General features: G+C 57.4%; 16 protein-coding genes. All 16 read right to left on the reverse strand.

Annotated elements, in window-relative coordinates:
- Positions 1–25: 25 nt before the first annotated feature.
- Complete coding sequence (recN, locus tag J2S20_RS08130) at positions 26–1,696, reverse strand: DNA repair protein RecN (protein ID WP_307254878.1); 1,671 nt, start codon at positions 1,694–1,696, stop codon at positions 26–28.
- 24 nt (positions 1,697–1,720) lie between these two features.
- Positions 1,721–2,194 carry an arginine repressor gene (gene argR, locus J2S20_RS08135; RefSeq protein ID WP_106612570.1) on the reverse strand — a complete coding sequence of 158 codons (474 nt, stop codon included), beginning with the start codon at positions 2,192–2,194 and terminating at the stop codon, positions 1,721–1,723.
- A 10-nt stretch (positions 2,195–2,204) separates the two neighbouring features.
- Complete coding sequence (locus J2S20_RS08140) at positions 2,205–3,080, reverse strand: NAD(+)/NADH kinase (RefSeq protein ID WP_106612569.1); 876 nt, start codon at positions 3,078–3,080, stop codon at positions 2,205–2,207.
- On the reverse strand, positions 3,077–3,925 hold the full coding sequence (locus J2S20_RS08145) for a TlyA family RNA methyltransferase (protein WP_106612568.1): 849 nt from the start codon (positions 3,923–3,925) through the stop codon (positions 3,077–3,079). The genes J2S20_RS08140 and J2S20_RS08145 overlap by 4 nt, the downstream gene beginning before the upstream one ends.
- Entirely contained in the window at positions 3,922–5,784 is a 1,863-nt protein-coding gene (dxs, locus tag J2S20_RS08150) for a 1-deoxy-D-xylulose-5-phosphate synthase (protein ID WP_106612567.1), read from the reverse strand. Before dxs ends, J2S20_RS08145 begins: the two co-directional genes overlap by 4 nt.
- Before the next feature lie 28 nt (positions 5,785–5,812).
- Positions 5,813–6,715: a polyprenyl synthetase family protein gene (locus J2S20_RS08155; RefSeq protein ID WP_106612566.1), complete on the reverse strand. Its 903-nt coding sequence runs from the start codon at positions 6,713–6,715 to the stop codon at positions 5,813–5,815.
- A complete protein-coding gene (gene xseB / locus J2S20_RS08160) occupies positions 6,708–6,935 on the reverse strand; it encodes an exodeoxyribonuclease VII small subunit (RefSeq protein ID WP_106612565.1) in 228 nt (75 codons plus the stop codon). The genes J2S20_RS08155 and xseB overlap by 8 nt, the downstream gene beginning before the upstream one ends.
- Before the next feature lie 101 nt (positions 6,936–7,036).
- Positions 7,037–8,239 carry an exodeoxyribonuclease VII large subunit gene (gene xseA, locus J2S20_RS08165; RefSeq protein WP_106612564.1) on the reverse strand — a complete coding sequence of 401 codons (1,203 nt, stop codon included), beginning with the start codon at positions 8,237–8,239 and terminating at the stop codon, positions 7,037–7,039.
- Position 8,240: 1 nt separating this feature from the next.
- Positions 8,241–8,684 carry a transcription antitermination factor NusB gene (nusB, locus tag J2S20_RS08170; protein ID WP_106612615.1) on the reverse strand — a complete coding sequence of 148 codons (444 nt, stop codon included), beginning with the start codon at positions 8,682–8,684 and terminating at the stop codon, positions 8,241–8,243.
- 93 nt (positions 8,685–8,777) lie between these two features.
- On the reverse strand, positions 8,778–12,452 hold the full coding sequence (gene addA, locus J2S20_RS08175) for a helicase-exonuclease AddAB subunit AddA (protein WP_307254886.1): 3,675 nt from the start codon (positions 12,450–12,452) through the stop codon (positions 8,778–8,780).
- Positions 12,449–15,898: a PD-(D/E)XK nuclease family protein gene (locus J2S20_RS08180; RefSeq protein WP_106612562.1), complete on the reverse strand. Its 3,450-nt coding sequence runs from the start codon at positions 15,896–15,898 to the stop codon at positions 12,449–12,451. Before J2S20_RS08180 ends, addA begins: the two co-directional genes overlap by 4 nt.
- 21 nt (positions 15,899–15,919) lie before the next feature.
- Positions 15,920–17,407: a metallophosphoesterase gene (locus J2S20_RS08185; RefSeq protein ID WP_106612561.1), complete on the reverse strand. Its 1,488-nt coding sequence runs from the start codon at positions 17,405–17,407 to the stop codon at positions 15,920–15,922.
- Between the two features lie 65 nt (positions 17,408–17,472).
- Entirely contained in the window at positions 17,473–18,741 is a 1,269-nt protein-coding gene (gene hflX, locus J2S20_RS08190; RefSeq protein WP_106612560.1) for a GTPase HflX, read from the reverse strand.
- Positions 18,741–19,619 (reverse strand): tetratricopeptide repeat protein, encoded by an 879-nt coding sequence (locus tag J2S20_RS08195; protein WP_170065401.1) that lies wholly within the window; start codon positions 19,617–19,619, stop codon positions 18,741–18,743. The genes hflX and J2S20_RS08195 overlap by 1 nt, the downstream gene beginning before the upstream one ends.
- A gap of 32 nt (positions 19,620–19,651) precedes the next feature.
- Positions 19,652–20,092: a dUTP diphosphatase gene (locus J2S20_RS08200; RefSeq protein WP_242933977.1), complete on the reverse strand. Its 441-nt coding sequence runs from the start codon at positions 20,090–20,092 to the stop codon at positions 19,652–19,654.
- Positions 20,067–20,684 (reverse strand): SMC-Scp complex subunit ScpB, encoded by a 618-nt coding sequence (scpB, locus tag J2S20_RS08205; protein ID WP_106612557.1) that lies wholly within the window; start codon positions 20,682–20,684, stop codon positions 20,067–20,069. Before scpB ends, J2S20_RS08200 begins: the two co-directional genes overlap by 26 nt.
- Between the last annotated feature and the right edge of the window lie 13 nt (positions 20,685–20,697).

The following is a 20,697-nucleotide window of genomic DNA, read 5'->3' on the forward strand; positions in this document are numbered from 1 at the left end:
AAGCATACTGCTGTACTCTCCGCTCCTAGACCTGCCGAAGACTCTGCTTCCCGCGCTCTGCCAGAAGCTTCATCTCCTCCGCAGTTTTCAATACGCCCGCTGTAATTTCACTGCCACCGATCAGACGTCCGAGCTCCGCGGTGATCTCCGCTCCGGAGATCTCCCGCACCGCAGTTCTGGTACTATCAGCATCGCTCTCTTTCTCGATGAGATAATGGTGATCCGCCATCGCCGCGATCTGCGGGAGATGGGTGATGCAGAGCACCTGACGCGTGCCGCCGATGCGAAACAGCTTCTCAGAGACCTTCTGCGCCGTCCTTCCGCTGATTCCGGCGTCAATTTCATCAAAAATCTGCGTGGGAATCTCGTCTCTGTCCGCCAGCACTGTCTTCAGCGCAAGCATAATTCTGGAGAGCTCGCCTCCGCTCGCCACAGTTCTCAGGGGCTTCAAGGGCTCTCCCGGATTTGTGCTGATATAAAATTCTGCGCCGTCACAGCCGTTTGCTCCGAGCTCCTGTCTGGAAAACTGCACGGAGAAATCCGCGCCGGAAAAATTCAGAGAGCGAAGCTCCCCGGACACCTGCTTCTCAAGCTGTCCGGCGCTCTGAACCCGCAGCGCACGGATGCTCTCCGCCAGAGTCTTCAGCTCTTCGGCAAGCATCTGCTCCTCTTTTTTAAGCTCTGCCTGTTTTTCTTCAAAACCAAGCAGAAAATCAAGCCTCTCCCGCTTTTTTTCAAGCCCTGCAAGGATGCCGGACACATCGTCCCCATACTTATCCTGAAGTCCGTGGATCAGATCCAGGCGCTCCGAGAGCTGCTGAAGCCTCTCCTCATCAAATTCTGCGCCCTCCATCTGCTCTCTCACCGCATAAAGAGCGTCCCCCAGCAGTCCATCAAGCTCTGAGAGCTGCTCTGAGAGCACACGGAGCTCCGGCGCGTACTGCTCCACCGCCGAGAGCTTTCTGAGCGCCTCCGACACGGCGTCTGTGGAGAGGAGCTCCGTGCAGGAAGCGAGCGCCTCCTGTATCCGTGCGGAATTTCTGATCTTTATGAACTCCGCACGGATTGCCTCCTCCTCGCCGGGCGTGAGCTCCGCCCGCTCTATCTCCTGTACCTCATAGGCGAGAAGCTCCCTCTCTCTCTCCCGAAACTCTTGATCCGCCTCTCTCCTGAGCAGACTCTTAAGCTCCGCATAGCGCTGGAAACGTGTGCTGTAAGCAGCCTTTTGTGTGGCAAGCTCATCCGCCGCCATCAGATCGACGAGCTCCAGGTGACGCCCGGGATCAAAGAGCGTCTGCACCTCATGCTGACCATGAATATCTATGAGAAGAGCTGTCAGCTTTTTAAGGAGCGCCGCGGTCACAGTTTCATCGTTCACACGGAACACACTTCTCGCCGGCATGATCTTCCTCGTGAGTATCAGGGTTCCATCTGCCTCGGGCTGAACACCGAGGGCGCGGATACGGTGCAGAAGCTCCTCTTCTTCAACAGAAAAAAGCAGCTCAATATAGGCATATTCCGCCCCTGTCCGTATAGAAGCCCCGCCTGTTTTTCCGCCGAGAGCCGCTGAAATCGAATCGATCAGAATCGACTTTCCCGCTCCGGTCTCTCCCGAGAGCACAGTAAGGCCCTCCTGAAATGTGAGGTCGGCACGCTCAATCAGCGCGAAATTTCTGATATGCAGCTCTAGAAGCATCTTCCTCTCCTGTTCAAAAATAGATTATCGGGCGCGCTCCCCCTCTGGACGAGTACCCGTGATTCTCTTCAGCTTTTCCATAAGCTGAATCGTATCGTCCACCGAGCGCACTGCACACATGATGGTATCATCCCCCGCGATGCAGCCAACCAGTTCATGCATATGCAGCGCGTCCAGAGAGGCCGCGACTGCCATGGCCATACCCGCGACCGTCTTGATCACAAGGATATTCTGCGCCCGATCCATGGAAACAAAGCCATCCCGCATGATGCGGATATATTTCTCGGAATAGGAGTCCCGAGGCTGCATCACCGTGTAGCGCTGTCTCCCGTTGTCCATGGCAACCTTCGTGAGCTTCAGCTCCCGTATGTCTCGGGAGACAGTGGCCTGCGTCACGCGAAAGCCCGCCTCTCTTAGCTTCTCTGCGAGCTCCTCCTGCGTATCAATCTCATATTTCCCGATCAGCTCCACAATCTTTGAGTGTCGTTCAAGCTTCATCTCTTCTCTCCTACAGTGCGCTCATCTTCCTTCGTAGCTGCGTGAGAAAGGTATCTCCGTTCAGACGTATAAGCCGCGTCGTCAGCTGGGATTCGACAACCCTTACTGTGCTCCCCGCAAAAAGCTCCTCAACCACGGCTCCGTCATAGCTCACACTCTGCACTCCGCCTTCCTCTCCCGGAATCTCGATGTCCAGCCTGTCCTCCGCCTTCAGCACGATGCTCGATCGATTCAAAGCGTGCGGACATATGGGAGTCAGAATCTTCATTCTCGCAACCGGATCCACAATTGGCCCTCCGGCGCTCAGATTATAGGCCGTGGAGCCGGTAGGTGTAGAAATAATTATACCATCCGCCTTATATTCATTCAAGAAAACCCCGTTGGCCGAGACGCGAAAATGTGCGGGCCCTGCATTCGTTTTCCGGGATACGACAATTTCATTCAGCGCAAGCCTCCTCCGCTCCGCCGCTTCTCCCGGCAGCGCACGCAGAGGACTTCCCTCCACACTTTCCTTCTCGCCCGCCGGAACGATGCATCCCTCCAGCATCATCCGCTCCTCGATCTTAAAATCTCCACCAAGAAGCGCCGTGAGCATACCCGGAATTTCGTTCTCCTGACTCACAGCTGTGAGATATCCCATGTGCCCAAGATTGACGCCGACAATCGGGATTCCGCTTCCTGCAATACAGTGAGAGGCACGGATAATGGTTCCATCCCCGCCAAGCGATATCACGCAGTCCGTCGCGCCGGCGATCTCCTCCCCCAGCACGCTTCCTGTGATCTCCACGGAATATGCGCCCATCGCAAAGAGCTGCGCGCGAATGTCCTTTGCGACACGCTCCGCCTGCGGCTTCTCCGTATTTACAAACAGCCAGAATCGCTTCATTTCTGCTCCTTCGGACGGTCCAGCGCCGCGTGTGCCTCTGCCACGACAGCAGCGATCTGTGCCTCGACGGCGCCGCTCAGAACCTCCTGTGCCATGTGCTTTGCATCAGCCGGATCTCGCAGAACAAGATCGTAGAGATACTCAATATTCCCCTCCGGTCCCCGTATCGGGGAAAATGTGAGGCCGCGCACCCGGAAGCCGTTCTCCTCAGCATAGCGCACGCAGGAAGAAATCACCTCTCTGTGGACCTCCGGATCCCTGACGACGCCGTGCTTTCCGACCTTCTCCCTCCCCGCCTCAAACTGCGGCTTGATGAGCGCGACCACCTCTCCCTCTGTTTGCAGGAGCTTTCGCACTGCGGGAAGCACCTTTGAGAGAGAAATAAAGGAGACATCAATCGAGGAGAGCGCAATCTCATCCGGAACCTGCTCTCTCGTCGCATAGCGTATATTGGTCTTCTCAAGGCAGACGACGCGCGCATCGTTCCGGAGCTTCCAGTCCAGCTGCCCGTGGCCGACATCGACCGCGTAGACCTTCACCGCTCCATTCTGAAGCATACAGTCCGTAAATCCGCCAGTGGACGCGCCGACATCCATGCAGATCTTTCCCTCCGGCCGCACACCGAACTCCGCGACCGCCTTCTCAAGCTTCAGACCGCCGCGGCTCACATAGCGCAGCGTGCTTCCACGGAGCTCTATCTCTGCATCCTCCGGAAAGCCTGTTCCCGCCTTGTCCTCCTTCTGCCCGTTGACATACACGATTCCAGACATGATCAGGGCCTTCGCCTTCTCCCTGCTGGGGGCAAGACCACGTGCGGTCAGAAGCACATCCAGTCTCTCTTTCATAATCTGTACAGTTCCTTCAACTTCTTAAGTATCGAATCCGAATCTATGCCGAGATGCTCTCTGAGTACAGAGACATCCCCGTGCTCCACATAGGCGTCCGGAAGCGCAATATGCGTGACGGAGATCTCCGGATGGTGCTCCCGGTACCAGTCCGCAACGCGCATGCCGAATCCCCCGTTTAAAACATTTTCCTCCATTGTCACGATGCGGCTGTGATGCTCCGCCAGATGTGCGAGGAGTTCTGTGTCAATCGGCTTTATAAAGCGGGCATTTGCAAGCGTACATGGATGTCCCATTGCCTTCAGCTTGCTTCTGACGTGCTCCCCCGTGCTGACCATGCTTCCGACCGCGACGATCGCTGTCTCCTCCTCCTCATAGAGCAGCTCTCCCCGGCCAAACCGGATCGGACTGCGGAACTCCGGAAGGCCGCGATAAGCCTGTCCTCTCGGATAGCGCAGGGCAATGGGCCCGCCGTAGGAACAGGCAAATTCCAGCTCATCCTCCAGCTCCCAGAGATTCTTCGGCGCAAGTATGGTCATATTCGGGATGCAGCCAAGAAAAGAGAGATCGAATATGCCCTGATGCGTCTCTCCGTCCGCTCCGACAAGTCCCGCCCGGTCAATCGCAAAAACCACCGGCAGATTCTGAATGCAGACATCATGCAGAATCTGATCAAAGCCTCTCTGCAAAAAGGAGGAGTAGACCGCGACCACCGGCTTCATTCCTCCTGCCGCAAGACCTGCGGCGCTCGTCACCGCATGCTGCTCGGCGATTCCCACATCAAAGAAGCGCTCCGGCAACTTCTTTCCGAAGGCAGCAAGCCCTGTTCCATCCGGCATGGCGGCCGTGACCGCGACGATGCGCGGATCGCGCTCTGCCATGGAGATAAGCTTTCTGGAAAACACATCCGTGTAGTCCGGAAACTCCTTCTGTTTCTTTGCCCTGCCCGTCGCGAGATCAAAGGGCCCCACGCCGTGAAACTGATCGGGTCTTAGCTCCGCCGGCCTGTAGCCCTTCCCCTTTTTTGTCAGAACATGAACGATCACCGCGTGGTTCAGGCGCTTTGCCTCCTCAAAGGTACGCACCAGCGTGCGGATATCATGTCCGTCCACCGGTCCCAGATAGGTGATCCCGAGATTTTCAAAGAGCATGCCCGGAAGCAACATCTGCTTGATCCCGTTCTTGGTGTTTTTGAGATGTTCCACGATATTCGGGCCGATGCCAGGTAGATTTCCCAGCGTACCCGCGACCTGCTCCTTCAGACGGTTGTAGCCCGCCGAGGTCCGGATGGAGTTCAGATACTGCGACATTCCCCCGACATTTTCTGAGATGGACATGCGGTTATCGTTCAGAACGATGATAAAATTCTTCCTGAGACGTCCGGCATTATTCAGCGCCTCATAGGCCATACCGCCGGTCAGCGCACCGTCTCCTATCACGGAGACAATATGATAATGCTCTCCGCGCAGATCCCGTGCCGCCGCCATTCCCACTCCCGCAGAAATGGAGGTCGAGGAGTGGCCCGTATTGAAGGCGTCGCAGGGGCTCTCCCCGCGCTTCGGGAAGCCCGCAATTCCCCCGAAACGGCGCAGCTCTGCAAAGGCATTCTTTCTGCCGCTCAGTATCTTATGCGTATAGGACTGATGTCCCACATCCCAGATGATTTTGTCCTTCGGGGGCTGAAACGCAAGGTACATCGCCATCGTGAGTTCCACGACGCCGAGGTTACTGGCGAGATGACCTCCGGTAACGCTGGTGCTCTCGATCAGAAAGCTTCTGATCTCCTGCGCCAGCCTTGGCAGCTCATTTTTTGGTATTTTTCGTATATCCTCCGGTCCGTTGATCCGTTCCAGTACCATTCCTATCCTCTTCCCGCCTCCGAAAGCCTCAGTGTGTCCGCTCCGTCAGCATTTCTATCAGAGAAAGCAGAGTCTCCTTATCTCCCGGAAGCTCCTCGAGCAGCTCCCTCGCCTCGGAAGAGAGTCGGCGCACCTCGGCCTCAGCCCTCTCAAGACCGTACAGCGTGACATAGGTCGTCTTATTGTTTCTCTCATCCGAATGGATCGGCTTTCCCAGCTCCTCCTCCGTCGAAATCTCATCGAGAATATCGTCGCGGATCTGAAAGGCGATGCCAATGTTTTTTCCGATTTTCTCTATCGTGTCCGTCTCTCTCGCCGTGGCCCCGCCGATCACCGCTCCTATCATCAGAGAGGCCTCGATCAGCGCAGCGGTCTTCAGACGATAGATAAAATTCAGCTGATCCTCATCAAGCGGATTTCCTGTCTCCTCCACATCCACGGACTGTCCGCCCAGCATTCCGCGTATGCCGCTCTTCTCTCCCAGAATACGCAGCGCCTCCGCCGCTCGTCCGGGTTCCTTTGATTCTGCGGCGCTCTTCCCGGCGATGTACATCGCCTCCAGCACCAGCCCGTCTCCCGCGAGCGTCCCCATGGCCTCACCGTAGCTGTACCAGGTTGTGGGCCTTCCGCGCCGCAGGGTATCGTTGTCCATGCAGGGCAGATCATCATGCACCAGCGAAAAGCTGTGTATCATCTCGATTGCTGCCATAAAAGGGGCGATATCTCCAATCCACTGCTCCTTCTCCTCGCCGCAGGCCTCGGCAAAGCAGCGGCAGGTCTCATACATCAAGATGGGCCGCACCCGCTTTCCGCCGTTCTCCACAGCCTCGTCCATGGCCTGGATCACCGTCTTCTGCAATCCTCTGACCTCGGGAAGAAATTCCCGCAGGATTCCATTCACTTCCGTACTGTCATAATGAAATTCACTCATGGCCTTCTCCCTCGAGTATCAGCATCTGCTTTTCTACCTTATCAATCTTTGCGTTGATATCTTTCACCAGTTCCATTCCCTGTGCATAGAGGGAAAAAGACCGCTCGAGCGGCGTGCCCCGATCCTCCAGCTTTTCAAGAACTGCTTCCAGTTTTTTGAGGGATGCTTCAACCGTGTTTTTTCTTCCTCCCGGTCGTTTGTCTCCTGTTGTGCCTTCCATTTTTGCTTACCTGTCCTCCCGCTCAGCTGAGCTGTCTGTATGTTTTTTCTTATTTCTGATGCCGCACTGCAGTATACAGTCCGCTTGGCTGTCCGCTTTTATCACAATGGCTTTGGATCCGATGCGGTCACTGCCTCTATGCTTCCATCTGAGAAGCGCAGGGAGATGTGTTCGCCCCTGTGCAGCTCCGCTGCCGCCTGCACTGCGCGCGAACTACTGTCCTGAATATAGGCGAAACCGCCTGTAAGCCGCCGCAGCGGAGACAGTGCCTCCAGCCGGTCTGTATTCCTCTGGAAGCGATGCCGTACCGCGCTCTGCTTCTCCTGCATCACATTCAACAATCTCAGGCGCAGAGCCTCGGTCTCCGAGCGTCTCTCCCGTATCCTGTGTCCGGGAGTCCTGACCCTGAGTCTCAGCTCCGCCTCCCGCACTGCAGTCCGCTCCGAATCAAGCTTCTGCCGCAGCGCCCCTAGGAGTCGCTCGCGATACTGCCTGAGCTCTGACAGAAAGCGTCCCATATCTGTCACCGCGAGCTCTGCCGCCGCACTCGGCGTCGGCGCGCGCAAATCCGCAACAAAATCTGCAATCGTAAAATCTGTCTCATGTCCCACAGCGGAGATAAGCGGTGTCCGGCATGCAAAGATGGCCCGCGCCACAGCTTCCTCATTGAAGGCCCAGAGATCCTCGATCGAGCCGCCGCCGCGCCCTACAATCATAGCGTCCACCCCGTATGCATCAAGCGCCTGTATGCCGCGGACGATACTCTCTGCCGCGTGCTCCCCCTGCACCAGTGCGGGGTACAGCACCAGACGGATGTAAGGGTTTCTTCTGGTGGAGACATTGATGATATCCTGTATGGCCGCGCCGGTCGGCGCGGTAACAATGCCAAGGGTATTCACGAGCGCAGGGATCTCCTGCTTATACACCCCGGAGAACATTCCCATCTCCTCAAGCTCTGCCTTGCGCTTTAAAAAGGCCGCATACAGATCTCCGCGTCCCTCCTCCTCTATTTTCGTCGCATAGAGCTGATATACCCCACCGCGTTCATAGACCTCCACCGAGCCATCCGCAATGACCTTCTGACCTTCCCGCATCCGAAAAGAGAGACCCTTCCTCTGACTCGCAAACATAACGGCCGAAAGAGTCCCTCCCGCATCCTTCAATGTGAAGTAAAGATGCCCTGAGCTGTGGTACTTTACATTGGAAACCTCGCCGCGAACGCGTATTCTCCGCAAAAGGAAATCCTCACGAAACAGATTCCCAAGGTAAGAATTCACCGCTGTGACTGTATAAATTCCAGCCATCTCAGACCAGCTTCGCCAGAATTCCGTTTACAAAGGACGGAGCTTCCTCCCCGCCAAATCTCTTTGCGAGCTCTATCGCCTCGTTGATCGCGACCTTCTCCGGTACACTCTCGTCATAGCGAAGCTCATAGAGAGCAAGGCGAAGGATTGTGAGCTCCACGCGCCCCATGCGCTTTAAGCTCCAGCCCTCGGAGGCTTCCTCCAGCGCCCTGTCGATTTCCGGAAGTCTCTGAAGGCAGGCATCTACCTTTTCATGACACTCTGCCTCTTCCTCGGGGGAGAGCTGAACCCGGTGCACGAGCTCTGTCCGCCCCTCAGTGTCTGTCTCCTCCTCCTCGCGGGAACGAAAATAATCCTCGATCTGTTCCTCCGCTTCCTCCGGAGGGTAAAAATCCGTGCAGAAGAGCATCTTAAAACAATGCTCTCTGAGCGTTCGTCTCGTCATGCTGCATCCTTTCTGAAATAAAAGTGAATCCTTTTGAAGCATACTGATTAAAGCAGTGCTTCCTTAGCGCAGTATACAGCAAATTCCCTTGCTTCACAAGCGGATTGCCCTGCCCAGAGCAAAGGACCAGAGCAGCAGCTCCGATGGCTTCTTCCCCTCCATCATCTGGAGCGCCCGCGCGTAGAGTCCAAGCTGTACGCGATAGCGCCGCTTCAGTTCCTCCTCTGCAGCGATATGATCTGTCTTGTAGTCGACGACCACCAGCTCGCCCTCCTCCTCAAACCACGCATCGATCACGCCCTGCACAAGCACCGGCTCCTCAGAGGCCGTGCCCGGATCAAGCTCTGAAGCGGCAACTGCCATGACGAACTGCGCCTCTCTCCGGAGCACCCCGCGCTGCATGGCGTGCGCCATGCGCTGTCCCAGCTCCGAGCAGAAGAAGCACACAAAATCCTCTGTTTTCAGCGCAGCTCTCTCCTCCTCTGTGAAGAGCTCCGAGTCGATGAGCTCTGAGAGTGCAGCCCGAATCTGGGTTTCAGAGGGCGCTCCCCCGTCTCCTGTGAGCAGACTGTAGTCGAAGTGTTCCATCACTCTGTGATAAGCTGTGCCGCGCTGAGCGCCGCGAAGACTGCCTCTCTGCACGCGCTCTGCTCCGCTCGCCGCAGATTCTGCCTCCGTCTCTTTCTGCGCCGTGAAGTCCGGCCGCCAGGCATCGGCATCATCCTCATCCTGCCCCAGGTATTTCAGCTCTGAGACAGAGCGCTTGCCATAGAGTGTCGTATCCGCCTCATGCGGGTAAGAAAAACGGAGCGCCGCAAGCTGTTCCCTGCCCTCCTCCGAGGCCGGAAGAACTATGAGCGCCCGGAGGCGCTGTTCCAGCGCCTCCGCCTCTGCGCCGCTCTGTTCCATTTCCGCGGCGAGCGCTTCCTGCGCTCTCAGCGTCACGCGAAAGCAGCAGCGTGCCGGATCCCCCCGCATCGCAAGCAGGAGCCAGTCGAGGCAGCAGCCCGCTGCCCGCACATCCGCGCTGTCCGGACGGAAATCTGACGCGGTCTCCAGCTCTGAGAGTCTTTTCTCCGCATTCTGTACTGTGGCTGTGACAATGAGCTTCTCCTTCGCCCGCGTCATCGCAACATAGAGCACCCGCAGCTCCTCTCCCAGAAACTGTGTCCTCATGTGCCATGCGAGCGCCCGTTTCTTCAGCGTGCTTCCCTTCGTGCGAAGCTTAAGATCCACACAGTCCGCAGCGATGCCGAAATCCTGATCCACAATAATCCCAGCACTGCTGTCCCGGAGATTGAATCGCTTCCCGGTTCCTGCAAGAAAGACGAGCGGAAACTCCAGCCCCTTTGACTTATGTATCGTCATGATGCGCACTGCATCCCCCCGGCTCTCTCCTGTCTGGGCCTCGCCGTAGTCCGTATTGTATTTTTTCAGGAGCTCGATGTAACGCACAAAGTCATAGAGTCCCCGATAGCCGGTTCGCTCGAACTCCCCGGCCTTCGTGACCAGCATATCCAGATTGGCCTTCCGCACCTCGCCGCCGGGAAGCGCCGCCGCATAGCTTAGATACCCGCTCTCCGAGAGGAGCTCCCGAAGCAGCGCCGGGAGACTTAAGTAGCTCGCCCTCTGCGCCGCCCCGTCGAGAAACTGAAGTATGTGCTCCAGCTTCTGCTCCGCCTCTGGGAAGCGCCCCGCGCCCCGCACTGCTGCAAGACGCTCCCACAGCGCGGACTTCTCCTTTCCCTGCGCAAGAAGGCGCGTCTCTCCCTCTGCCGAGAGGAGTGCGAGCTCTGTCTCCGAGAGACCGCAAAGCGGCGAGTGCAGCACCGCCGCGAGCGGAATATCCTGAAAAGGATTGTCAATCGCAGAGAGGAGACTGAGCACGGTCTTCACCTCCGGTGCGCTGAAATAACCCGTATGCTGCTCTGCCTCCGCAGGGATGCCCTCCCCCATCAGCACATTGACATAGCGCTCCGAGCTGCCCCGCGCCGAGCGGAGCAGAATCGCAATATCACTGTATTGAAGCGGACGCAGAATTCCGTCCTCTGTCACCCGGAGACCCGTCTCTGCATCCATGAGCTCCCGGATCCTCCCTGCGATGAGCCGGGCCTCCGCTTCCTCCCTCGTCTCCTCCGCATCATCCGTCAATTCCGTGAGCAGCAGCTCACTCTCATAGGCTCCGCCTTTGCTTCCCTCCGGAAAGTCCGCGCCGGGATAAAGCGCCGCATCCGCATCATAGCGGATGCCGCCGACCGGTGTGTCCATCAGCTTTTGAAAGACAGCGTTCACGCTGTTCAGAAGCTCTGCTCGGCTCCGGAAATTCTTTCTGAGATCCACACGGGTATCGCAGCCCTCCGGCGGCATCGCAGAGTCCGGTCCGGAGATGTCATATTTCCGGTAGTGTCCGTACTTCTCCATGAAGAGCTCCGGCCGTGCCTGACGGAAGCCGTAAACAGACTGCTTCACATCGCCCACCAGAAAGAGCTCGCCGTGCTCAATCGCCTGAAGCAGAGCCTCCTGCACACCGTTTGAATCCTGATACTCGTCGACGTAGATCTCTCGGAAATGCTCTGCATACTCCCGCGCGAGCGCAGAGGGCCTCCGGCTTCCGTCCTCCGCTTTTTCCCAGAGCAGTGAGAGCGCCAGATGCTCAAGATCCGAAAAATCAAGCAGGTTTCTTGCCCGCTTCTTCGCCCTGTAGCGCGCGCGGAAGTCCTCCGTCAGCTCACAGATGACTCTGACAGTCTCTGCCTCCGCCTTTCTGTCCTCCGCGCTCTGTATCTCCTCCTGTTCTGCAAAGCTCTCATACAGCTTCTTAAGCTCCCCCTTCCAAAATTCCCTGAGCTCCTTTGCCCTCGCGGCCTTCTCCGGATCCGTACCCTTCGGATTTCTGCCGAGCCTTTCAAAGGAAGCGAATGCAGCGAGCGCGGACTGAAGCTCCGTGAGATTCTCTGCAGCGGATAGCTTCAAAAGCCTCTGCTGCTCTCCCTGTATCGCCGGCCCGTAGCCCGAAGGACCATCCTCCTCCCGGCACAGCTTAAGCGCCTCCTCCGCGCGCTCCAGAAGGGCCGCGGCATAGCGCTTCAGTTCTGTGACAAGGTCTCGCGCCCAGGCTGTTCCTGCTGCCGCCTCCCGGGAAGCTGCGCTCTCCTCCGCTTCTCGCACACAGCTTGCGAGCCACTCCTCCGGCCAGGCTGCACTCTCCGAAAAGCGATAGACAGACAGCACATATTCTCCGATCCCGGCATCGCTCTTACCCTGAGAGAAGCCCTCTGCAAAGCGCAGGAACTCCGCCTCTCCTTTCGCATAGCGCTCCTCCAGAAGCTCCTCCATCACATCCGCCCTGAGAAGCGAAAGCTCCTCCTCTCCGCCGACGCGAAAAGCCGGATCCAGCTCCGTGAGATCCGCATGCTCCCGGATCACAGAGAGACAGAAGCTGTCTATCGTCGTAATTTGAGCAAGCTCCAGCAGCGCAACCTGTTTTTTTAGGCGCTGCTTCACTCCCGGACTCACCTCCGCTTCGCCGCCGGAGAGTCGCTCCGAGAGCTTTTTTCGTATGCGCTCCCGCATCTCAGCGGCAGCAGCCCGCGTGAAGGTCATGATGAGAAGCTCATCAATATCCACCGCTTCCGCGGGATCACTGATTCTCTGCACAATGCGCTCCGTGAGCACTGCGGTCTTTCCGCTTCCTGCCGCCGCCGACACCAGAAGGCGACGATGTCGCAGCGCAATGGCACTTGTCTGCTCCGCTGTCCAGACTGTCATACTGCTCCCTCCTCTGTCCCCTGCTTTTCCGTCTCTGCTGTCCCGGCCAAAAGTTTCCTGTCTATCTCCTCCCAGACCTCCTGTGCCGCCCGCTTCCGGTTCCTGCGGTAGCCGTAGCCCGGAAGCTTCCGGTCAAAACCGCACACTGCTCCGTACGGACAGTAGTCACAGGCCTGCTGCCTCTCCTCCTCCAGCGGCAGCGCCTCTGCCGCACCGGAGAGAATCTCGCTTCCTGCAAGTGATACCCTGCGCCTCGCATACTCCCTCAGCAGCCCAAAGCGACGCTCCGAGACCGTCTGCTCAGTCGGAACCAGCGCACCGTCCTTCACCCTGACAGGCAGAATGTCCGAAGCCTCTTCCAAAACCTGCGAAAGATGCTGCATCGCACTGTCATCCACGTTCAGCAGACCGCTAGGCTTCATATCCTTAAGACTCTCCCGAAAAGCCTCCTCCGCGCCCCTCACCTTCTCACGCCGGCAGAAGCTGTCCGCAACCGGCGCATAGAACAGTGCGCCCGGAACAATCCTTTTCTCCGGATGCTCTGCGGAAAGAAGCGCCGTCACGGCATCCAGATAGATGAGGAGCTGCAGCTGTGAGCCGCTCAGAATACGATACGGTTCCCAGCCCGTTTTTCCTGTCTTGTAATCCACAATTTTTACATAGATTCGATCTCCGTCCTCGCAGAGATCCACGCGGTCCACCTTGCCGCCGAGACGCAGGATTCCCTGCGGGAGCCTCTGCTCCAGCGCCGCATTTTTTTCCGCGGAAAATGTAAGCTCTGCCGCAAGCGGTCTGTAATCCCCGCGTGACAGCTGCGCCGTCATCACTGCGACGCCCCGCTTCACAAGCTTTGATAGTTTCTGAATAAGCCACACATTCCTCGCACTGTCCCTGTACAGCCCGCGCCTATCCTCTGAAAGCGCCTCCGCAATGCAGCGCTCTACCAGCTCCTCTCTCTCTGCTGCCGTGAGCTCCGGAAGAGAGCTGCCGCTCCTTCCGGCAGCCCGAAACACTAGCTCAAACGCCCGATGCACCAGCGTTCCGATATCCTGGCTCTCGATCGAAAAGCTCTGCAGCTCGCGAAGCTTCAGTCCATACTTCAGAAAATGACTGTAAGGGCAGCGGCAGAACTCCTCCATTCTTGTGACGCTGCCCTGAATCAGCTCTCCGTACAGCGCACGCGCAGCTTCCGGAGCCAGACGCTCTGCCTCATGGCGAAAACAGGCGGCAGAGATCAGCGTCTCGGCTCTGTCAAGCTGCGTCTTCTCCTCACAGTAGGCCGGCAGGAAACGTTCAAAAAAGCAGAGCTCCTCCTCACGCCCCTGCGGCTCCCGATCCCGGAGCGCGCGCAGTTCTCTTAACAGTCGCCGCTCCGCCATCAGAGAAGAGAGCAGCTCCGGTTCCTCCGCACGCGCTGTCTCAGGCTGAAGCTCCGGAAATAAACTCTGAATATGATTCACAATACCGGAGGGACTCTGCGCGTGCCCGGCACTATCCTGTGCCGCGAAGGAGAGGTACAGTCCTCTGGAAGGCTGAGTCAGAACCCGGTAAAGGTAGTAGCGCTGCATTCCGAGATCCTCTCTCGCAGTTGGCGCAAGCTGTATTCCGGCTCTCTTAAGGCTCTCCCTCTCGCGGTCTGTCAGCACGCCCCCCTCCTGCTTCCGCTTCGGCAGCACACCGTCATTTGCACCCAAAAGAAAGAGATAGCGGATCTCTCCGAGGCGGGAGCGCATCAGATCTCCCACCACCACGCGATCTGCAAAGGCGGGAATCTGTCCCACGCGTATCTCATTCAATCCTGCATCCAGAACGCCGCTCATATCCTCCCGACCCAGCCGCTCCTCTCCCAGCAGCAGCTCCATCTCCAGAAGAATGCGCACTGTCTCATCGTACACGCCCTGAAACTCCCTCGCGTGCTCTGCGTCCTGGGTCTCCTCAAAATGCCGGTGCATCGCGGCGAGCTTTTCCTGCACCTTCAGCTTCTCCATCAGCTCCCGCAGGCAGCGCGCCAGCTCTCCGACCGTGGCCTCCCGCTCCTTAAAGAGCTCCCGCAGGGGAATCAGAAGCGACAACACCTCATCTTTCAGTGCATTCAGCTGCGACAGTGACTCCTCACGCATGGACGGCGGTACATACTCCCAGGGAGCGGACAGCTTTTGAAACCCGCGGATACCACAGAGAGACATATAGCTGTCACAGAGCGCAGCCCCCTCCCTGTCCTCCGTCACAAGCCCGGACTTCATAAAGCGGAGAAAACTTCTTCCGGAAAAGCTCTCCGTCACACAGGACAGCGCCGCGCGAAGCAGCTCAGGAAGCGGGTTTGCGGCGACGCTTAAGCGTCTGTCGAAATAGCAGGGAATCTCCTGCTGCCGAAGCTCATGCTGAAGCAGCGGGGCATAGGACTCGAAATCTGCTGCCACCACCGCAATGTCCCGATAGCGGCAGCCCTCCCGCTTCACCAGTCGCAGAATCTCCTCCGCACAGCGCGACACCTCTCCCGCCGGGTTTGCCGCTGCAAGCAGACGAATCGCAGCCGGACTCTCCCGCATAATCTCTCCGTCATATCGCAGAAAGTGCCGCTCCAGAAAATCCAGCGCTCCCCCCTCGGGAAAGCGAAGCGCCGTCTTCAAAACCACATCTCGATCGTGCACAGCTCCATTTTTCGAGCCGAGATCAATGAGCCTCGCGGTCATCTCTGCGCTCATGTGAAAGAGCGCCTCTTCTCCCGTTCTGTGATAAGGATCCGCCTCTCGCCCGATCGTCACGACAAAGCGAAGCCGCTCCGCAACGGCAAACAGCCGCTCTATGATACGATACTGCACCGGTGTGAAGCCGGTAAATCCATCGAAAAGAAACACGGCTCCCCTGAGCAGCGTGCTCTCCTCGATGTGATCTGCAAAAATCTGAAGCAGTTCCTCCTTCGGGAGACTCTTTCCCTCGATGAACTGACGAAATCCCTCATACAGGACGGAGAGATCTGAAAGCTTTCTGCGGAGCGGAAGCGGAAGTCCCTGCTCCGACGCGCGGCGCAGATCCTCCGGACGCACGCCATACTGAAAGCATTCGGATATCATGGACTTTACATTTTCCGTGAAGCCCGCCTTCTTCATTCTGTCTCTCCAGAGGAGCAGGGCTCCCGCCCTCTCCGAGGCCACGCGCCTTAGCACCATGGCCTTGCCGCTGTCGTCCATAAACTCCGGATTTCGGATATTCAGCTCCGCGAACACACGGTATGCGAGGCGGTTGAAGCTCATCACCTCCACATTGCCCGAGGCATGCCGCGGATGCAGCATCAGAAGCCGCTTTTGCTCAAGCATCCCGTGCTGCTCCGGAACCAGAATAAAAAAGCGCTTTCCGGGAGCAGACAGAGAGTCCTCTGCCATCTCCCGAAAAGCACAGCTCGTCTTTCCGCTTCCAGACGGTCCAAAAAGAAAAGAATAATTCATGAAAGCGTCCCTCCTGTCGCATCACTCCGCAGAATAGCTCCAGCTCCTCTGATCCTTTTTCGTGTCTGCAAGCATCCACTCGACCCGCCTCAGCACCTCGCTTCCATCCAAGTAGCGAAGCATCATGCGGTACCCCAGCTCCGAGCGGAAGACCTGCTCGTCCACTGCCTCTCCGGCCACGTAGGCGCTGAGCAGTTCCGCATAGCTGTCCGCCATATTGTTGATAATATAGCCCGGCAGCCCCCGGATCTGGGCTGCTGTCTGACGCGTGATAACCGCCCGGAATTCCTCCAGACCGGTCTGTTTCAACTCCTCCGGAAGCCCCACTGTGCGCTGACGGTACTCCATATCTCCATTCTCCGAGAGCTTCAGCACACCATAGGGAAAGGGATACATGGAGAAGCAGCCTGAGACGATCTCCGTGATCTGCTTTCCGGGCTCCGTCCCAGGCTCCGGAAGATACTGGTGAAGCCGCTGCAGGTGCAGGTGGCCGGAGCCCCAGAGCGGCACACCGTACCGCTCCAGCAGCGCGATCACCTCCCTGTTGTTTTCCAGCGTACAATCGCTGCGGTAGAGTCGGGATTCATCCATCAGATTGTGATGTGCAAAGGCCAGAACCTGAACATGCTCCTCCTGCGCCTCTCTCAGCACCCCCTCCATCCAGTGCAGCGTGGAATCCTTGAGGCGGCCCACAACCCGGTTCACCGGCTCATAGATGACGGAGTCCAGCATGAGAAACCAGTGCTTTTCATCAAATTTACAGACGTAGCTCAGAGAACTCGCATCGGATGCAGACGCCTGATCGTAGCCAAAGCTGTGATAGAACTCCAGAAACCCCTCTGCGGTCTGCGGCGTCTCCGTGAGAGCCTGATGCGCCCCAAAATAGGTGGAGGCCCAGGTCACACAGCCGATGTCGTGGTTCCCCGGAACCACCAGTACGCGTATGCCGTCATCCGTCAGACGCTTCAGCTTCTCTGACAGCACTCTGTGATTCACGGATTCTCCGTCCAGTGTGAGATCTCCGAGAAGCGCCACCGTCCCCGGCCGCTCTCTCAGGACCTCCTCAATCCACAGATCCAGAATGCGGTCGATGTCGGTGATATCCTTGCCGTCATCTCTGTCCAGACGCGCCCGGAACGCAGCTCCGTAATCCGTAAGTTCCGGTGAGTAGTAGTGAATATCCGAGGCAATCCATACCATATCCTCGTGCAGCGCTTTTCTTTCTTCCCCGGCATCCCCGGCTTCCGTCTCAGCCCTCACAGCCTGGCCCCGTCTTCCCAGCCGGCTGTAACGCCCTGTACCCTTGTCCTCCGGGTGACCATACACCCAGCGCGCCGCATCCTCCTGCGTTCCACTCTCTTCCACAGTGGCAGAGCTCTCCTCCTGGGTCTCCCCCGCTGTCACGGCAGGCTCAGAGCCGGAGTTTTCCCTGTGCCGCAGAAAAAGAACTCCGGCCCCAAGCAAAAGAAGCAGCAACACCGCAACATAGAATTTTCTGAATTTTCTCATACTCCGCCAGCTCCGAAAACCGCTTTACTCTGCCCCGAAGCTTTTCTGCGGTTTCTTCCTTTTTCTCATTCTTCAGCCTGTTTCTCTGCGAATCTCCCGAAGAGCTCCGCCGGGACATATGCCTTTACAAGAATCCCATCCTCTGTGTACTCCTCGGAAACCAGCTCTCCGCGCTGTCGTATCTGCTGTATGAGCCCGGCATCTGCGTAAGAGAAGAGGCGCTCCAGATACCTCCTCCTCTGCTTAAGACTCTCCCTGAGCAGCTGCTTCAGCTCCTGAAGCCCCTCACCGGTCCCCGCGGATACCCGTACCGTCGCCTCCGCATGGAAATCTCTCAGAATTGCGCTCTCTCCGACAAGATCCATCTTATTAAATATGGTGATGATCTCCCGGTTTTCCATCGCATCGAGACTCTTCAGGGTCTCATAGACCACTGCCATCTGTGTATCCGCCTCCGGATTTGAGGCATCGACCACATGGAGAATGATATCCGCATATTTTGCCTCCTCAAGGGTCGAGCGGAAGGCTTCCACGAGATGATGCGGGAGCTTGCGTATGAAGCCGACTGTGTCCGTGAGCAGTATTTCCTCTCCCCCGTCGAGCTTCAGCTTTCTCGTCGTGGGATCCAAAGTCGCAAAGAGCTGATCCTCCGCGAGTATCCCCGCATCCGTCAGCTTATTTAACAGCGTTGATTTCCCCGCGTTGGTATAGCCGACGATCGCCGCGACAAAGCTGCCTGCGCGCTCCCTCGCTTTTCTGGTCACATTCCTATGTCCCTCAATCTCACGCAGCCGCTCCTTTAAAAGCGTGATACGCTCATGAATCACGCGGCGATCCAGCTCCAGCTTCTGCTCTCCCGGTCCCCTCGTGCCGATCCCGCCCCCAAGGCGGGACAGGGAGGAGCGCAGCCCCTCGAGATGTGCCGCCGTGTACTTCAGCTGCGCGAGCTCCACCTGTATCTTTCCCTCCGCGGTCACTGCGTGCTTTGCAAAGATATCCAGTATGATCATGGTGCGATCCATCACCTTGACCCCCAGCGCATCCTTCAGATTCTTCATCTGTGCCGGACTCAGCTCGTCATCCGCCGCAACGCCTGTGGCTTCCGTCTCCCAGATGAGCTGTTTCAGCTCCTCCGTCTTTCCCTTTCCAAAGTAGCCTGCATTGTCCGCTCTGTCCCGGTTCTGTATCATGGTGCCGACGCATTCCGCTCCCGCAGTATGAAGAAGCTCTCCCAGCTCCCTAAGAGACTCCTCGGTCCCGTCCTGCTCCGCACGACGCACGGCAATCACCAGAACCCGCTCTGCGGCCTCAGCCGTACTGACCAATTCCGCCATCACTCCACTCCTTCTGTGCTGACTCTCGATCTCAGAAATATGAGCTCGTGGGTCAGCGCCTCATCCTCACCGTACTCCGCCGCAATATCCTCAAACCCCTTCAGCGCCCCGGCATAATCTCCCGCATACTCCGCGCACACCGCGACATTAAAAAGCAGCTCTCTGCGATTCTCCATAGCTTCCTCCCGCCGGTCAGCTTCCTTCACTTCCGGGAGCTGCTGCTCAAGGAGAGAGAGACCCTCCTGAAAATATGTCTCCGCACGCTCCGGGTCACCGGAGTCAAAAAACAGCTTTCCAATGCGCGCGCAGAGCTCCGGACTCTGTCCCCCGGAGACCTGTGCCTCATTATAATACGCAGCCGCCTCCTCTATGAGCCCGGGATCCCTGCTTTTCGCAAGCGCCTCTCCCAAAGTATAGAGCGCAGAGAGATGATACTCCGGCATTCCTTTTTTTTTGGAAGAGAGCAGCTCCGTTGCCTCCTGATACAGAAGTCCGGCCTCCTTAAGATCCCCTCCGGCCTTTACGATGCAGCTGCTCTTTAAATCCAGATACTCCGGGCGCCTTCCGTCCCGCTCCAGCAGCTCCTGATAGCAGTCTGACGCCTGTTCGTAATTCCCGCCGCGAAATTCCGCTTCTGCGAGATAACGAAGTATATCCAGCTCCGTACCCTCCTGCTTTGCTGTCCCGTAATAATCCATCGCGTGATGAAAGGCCTCTGCCGCCGCGCTGTAATCTCCGCGCTCCATCGCCTCAAGCCCGCTCTCCCGGTACTGCCGTATTGTCCGCCCGCGCTCTCCGCAGCCGGACAGCAGCACGGAGAAAAACAACACAAGGCAGAGTCCTTGCTTCAGCACCCTGCCCCCCTCATGTTTCCACATTTTCTTCTCCGTCATAAAACCGAACTCTCACCTCACTGCACACCGGTGCTTCCAAAGCCCCCGCGGTCCTTTCCCATCAGTTTTTCTACCGTCTCAAAGGATAATGCCGGCTGATGCTCCATGATACGGAACTGACAGATTCTGTCATTTGGCTGTATTTCTGTATCTCTCAGGGCATAGGCAGGGAAAAACCACTGATCACCATCTCCGCAATAGCTCTCATCGACGACGCCCATGGAATTCACCTGGATAATGCCGAAATTCTTAAAGGTGGAGCTTCTGGGTACGATATGTGCCTCGCAGCCTTCCGGGAGCTCCAGCGCAATCCCCAGCGGAATCAGGCGAAACTCTCCCTGCTTCATAATAATATGCTCGGATGCCCGAAGATCAATCCAGTCACTCTTTCCATCAATGTATCGCAGTTTTTCAATCGCATCCGTAAAATACTTAATCTTTATCTTCCGTGGCTCCACTGCCTGCATCCTCCTCTGCATCAAAACGAAACTTCAGCTCCTTCTGAACCTCCTCCGCGATCTCCGCCTCCTGATCCGGCGTGACTTCCGGAAGATCTGTCTTTGAGTCCACGCCAAAGCGCCGCAAAAATTCCTCCGTCGTCGCAAACAGCGCAGGGCGTCCGGGCGCATCCAGTCTGCCTGCCTCGTATACCAGCCCGTATTCCACAAGACGGTTGACCGCATGATCCGAGGAGACCCCGCGGATTTTTGATATTTCCGTCTTTGTCACGGGTTGGCGGTAAGCGATAATCGAGAGCGTCTCCAGCACCACCTGGCTTAACACCTGCTTCTTCGGCGCTTTTGCGACGCGTATCAGCGCATCATAGTACTCTCTGCGCGTCGCCATCTGCCAGCTGCCCTCAAGCTTCAGAATCTGTACTCCCCGCTCTTCCTCCTCGCAGCGACGGCGCAGACGCTGTACGGCCTCCTCTGCCTCCTCCTGGGAACATTGAAGCGCAGCCGCAAGCTCACTGCTCTCCACAGACTTCCCCATCGTAAAGAGCACTGCCTCCACGATAGCCTCCTGCTTCCGTGCTTCCTCTGTCGTCATCTCCCGCGCGCCT

The sequence above is a fragment of the Moryella indoligenes genome, assembly GCF_030812885.1.
Lineage (GTDB): Bacteria > Bacillota > Clostridia > Lachnospirales > Lachnospiraceae > Moryella > Moryella indoligenes.

Coding starts and splice junctions, on each gene's coding strand:
- J2S20_RS08155 (WP_106612566.1), bottom strand. CDS start 6,715: ATGAGTGAATTTCATTATGACAGTACGGAAGTGAATGGAATCCTGCGG.
- J2S20_RS08140 (WP_106612569.1), bottom strand. CDS start 3,080: ATGAAGCGATTCTGGCTGTTTGTAAATACGGAGAAGCCGCAGGCGGAG.
- J2S20_RS08185 (WP_106612561.1), bottom strand. CDS start 17,407: ATGAGAAAATTCAGAAAATTCTATGTTGCGGTGTTGCTGCTTCTTTTG.
- argR (WP_106612570.1), bottom strand. CDS start 2,194: ATGAAGCTTGAACGACACTCAAAGATTGTGGAGCTGATCGGGAAATAT.
- recN (WP_307254878.1), bottom strand. CDS start 1,696: ATGCTTCTAGAGCTGCATATCAGAAATTTCGCGCTGATTGAGCGTGCC.
- J2S20_RS08195 (WP_170065401.1), bottom strand. CDS start 19,619: ATGTGGAAACATGAGGGGGGCAGGGTGCTGAAGCAAGGACTCTGCCTT.
- scpB (WP_106612557.1), bottom strand. CDS start 20,684: ATGACGACAGAGGAAGCACGGAAGCAGGAGGCTATCGTGGAGGCAGTG.
- J2S20_RS08180 (WP_106612562.1), bottom strand. CDS start 15,898: ATGAATTATTCTTTTCTTTTTGGACCGTCTGGAAGCGGAAAGACGAGC.
- xseB (WP_106612565.1), bottom strand. CDS start 6,935: ATGGAAGGCACAACAGGAGACAAACGACCGGGAGGAAGAAAAAACACG.
- addA (WP_307254886.1), bottom strand. CDS start 12,452: ATGACAGTCTGGACAGCGGAGCAGACAAGTGCCATTGCGCTGCGACAT.
- nusB (WP_106612615.1), bottom strand. CDS start 8,684: ATGACGAGACGAACGCTCAGAGAGCATTGTTTTAAGATGCTCTTCTGC.
- hflX (WP_106612560.1), bottom strand. CDS start 18,741: ATGGCGGAATTGGTCAGTACGGCTGAGGCCGCAGAGCGGGTTCTGGTG.
- dxs (WP_106612567.1), bottom strand. CDS start 5,784: ATGGTACTGGAACGGATCAACGGACCGGAGGATATACGAAAAATACCA.
- J2S20_RS08145 (WP_106612568.1), bottom strand. CDS start 3,925: ATGAAAGAGAGACTGGATGTGCTTCTGACCGCACGTGGTCTTGCCCCC.
- xseA (WP_106612564.1), bottom strand. CDS start 8,239: ATGGCTGGAATTTATACAGTCACAGCGGTGAATTCTTACCTTGGGAAT.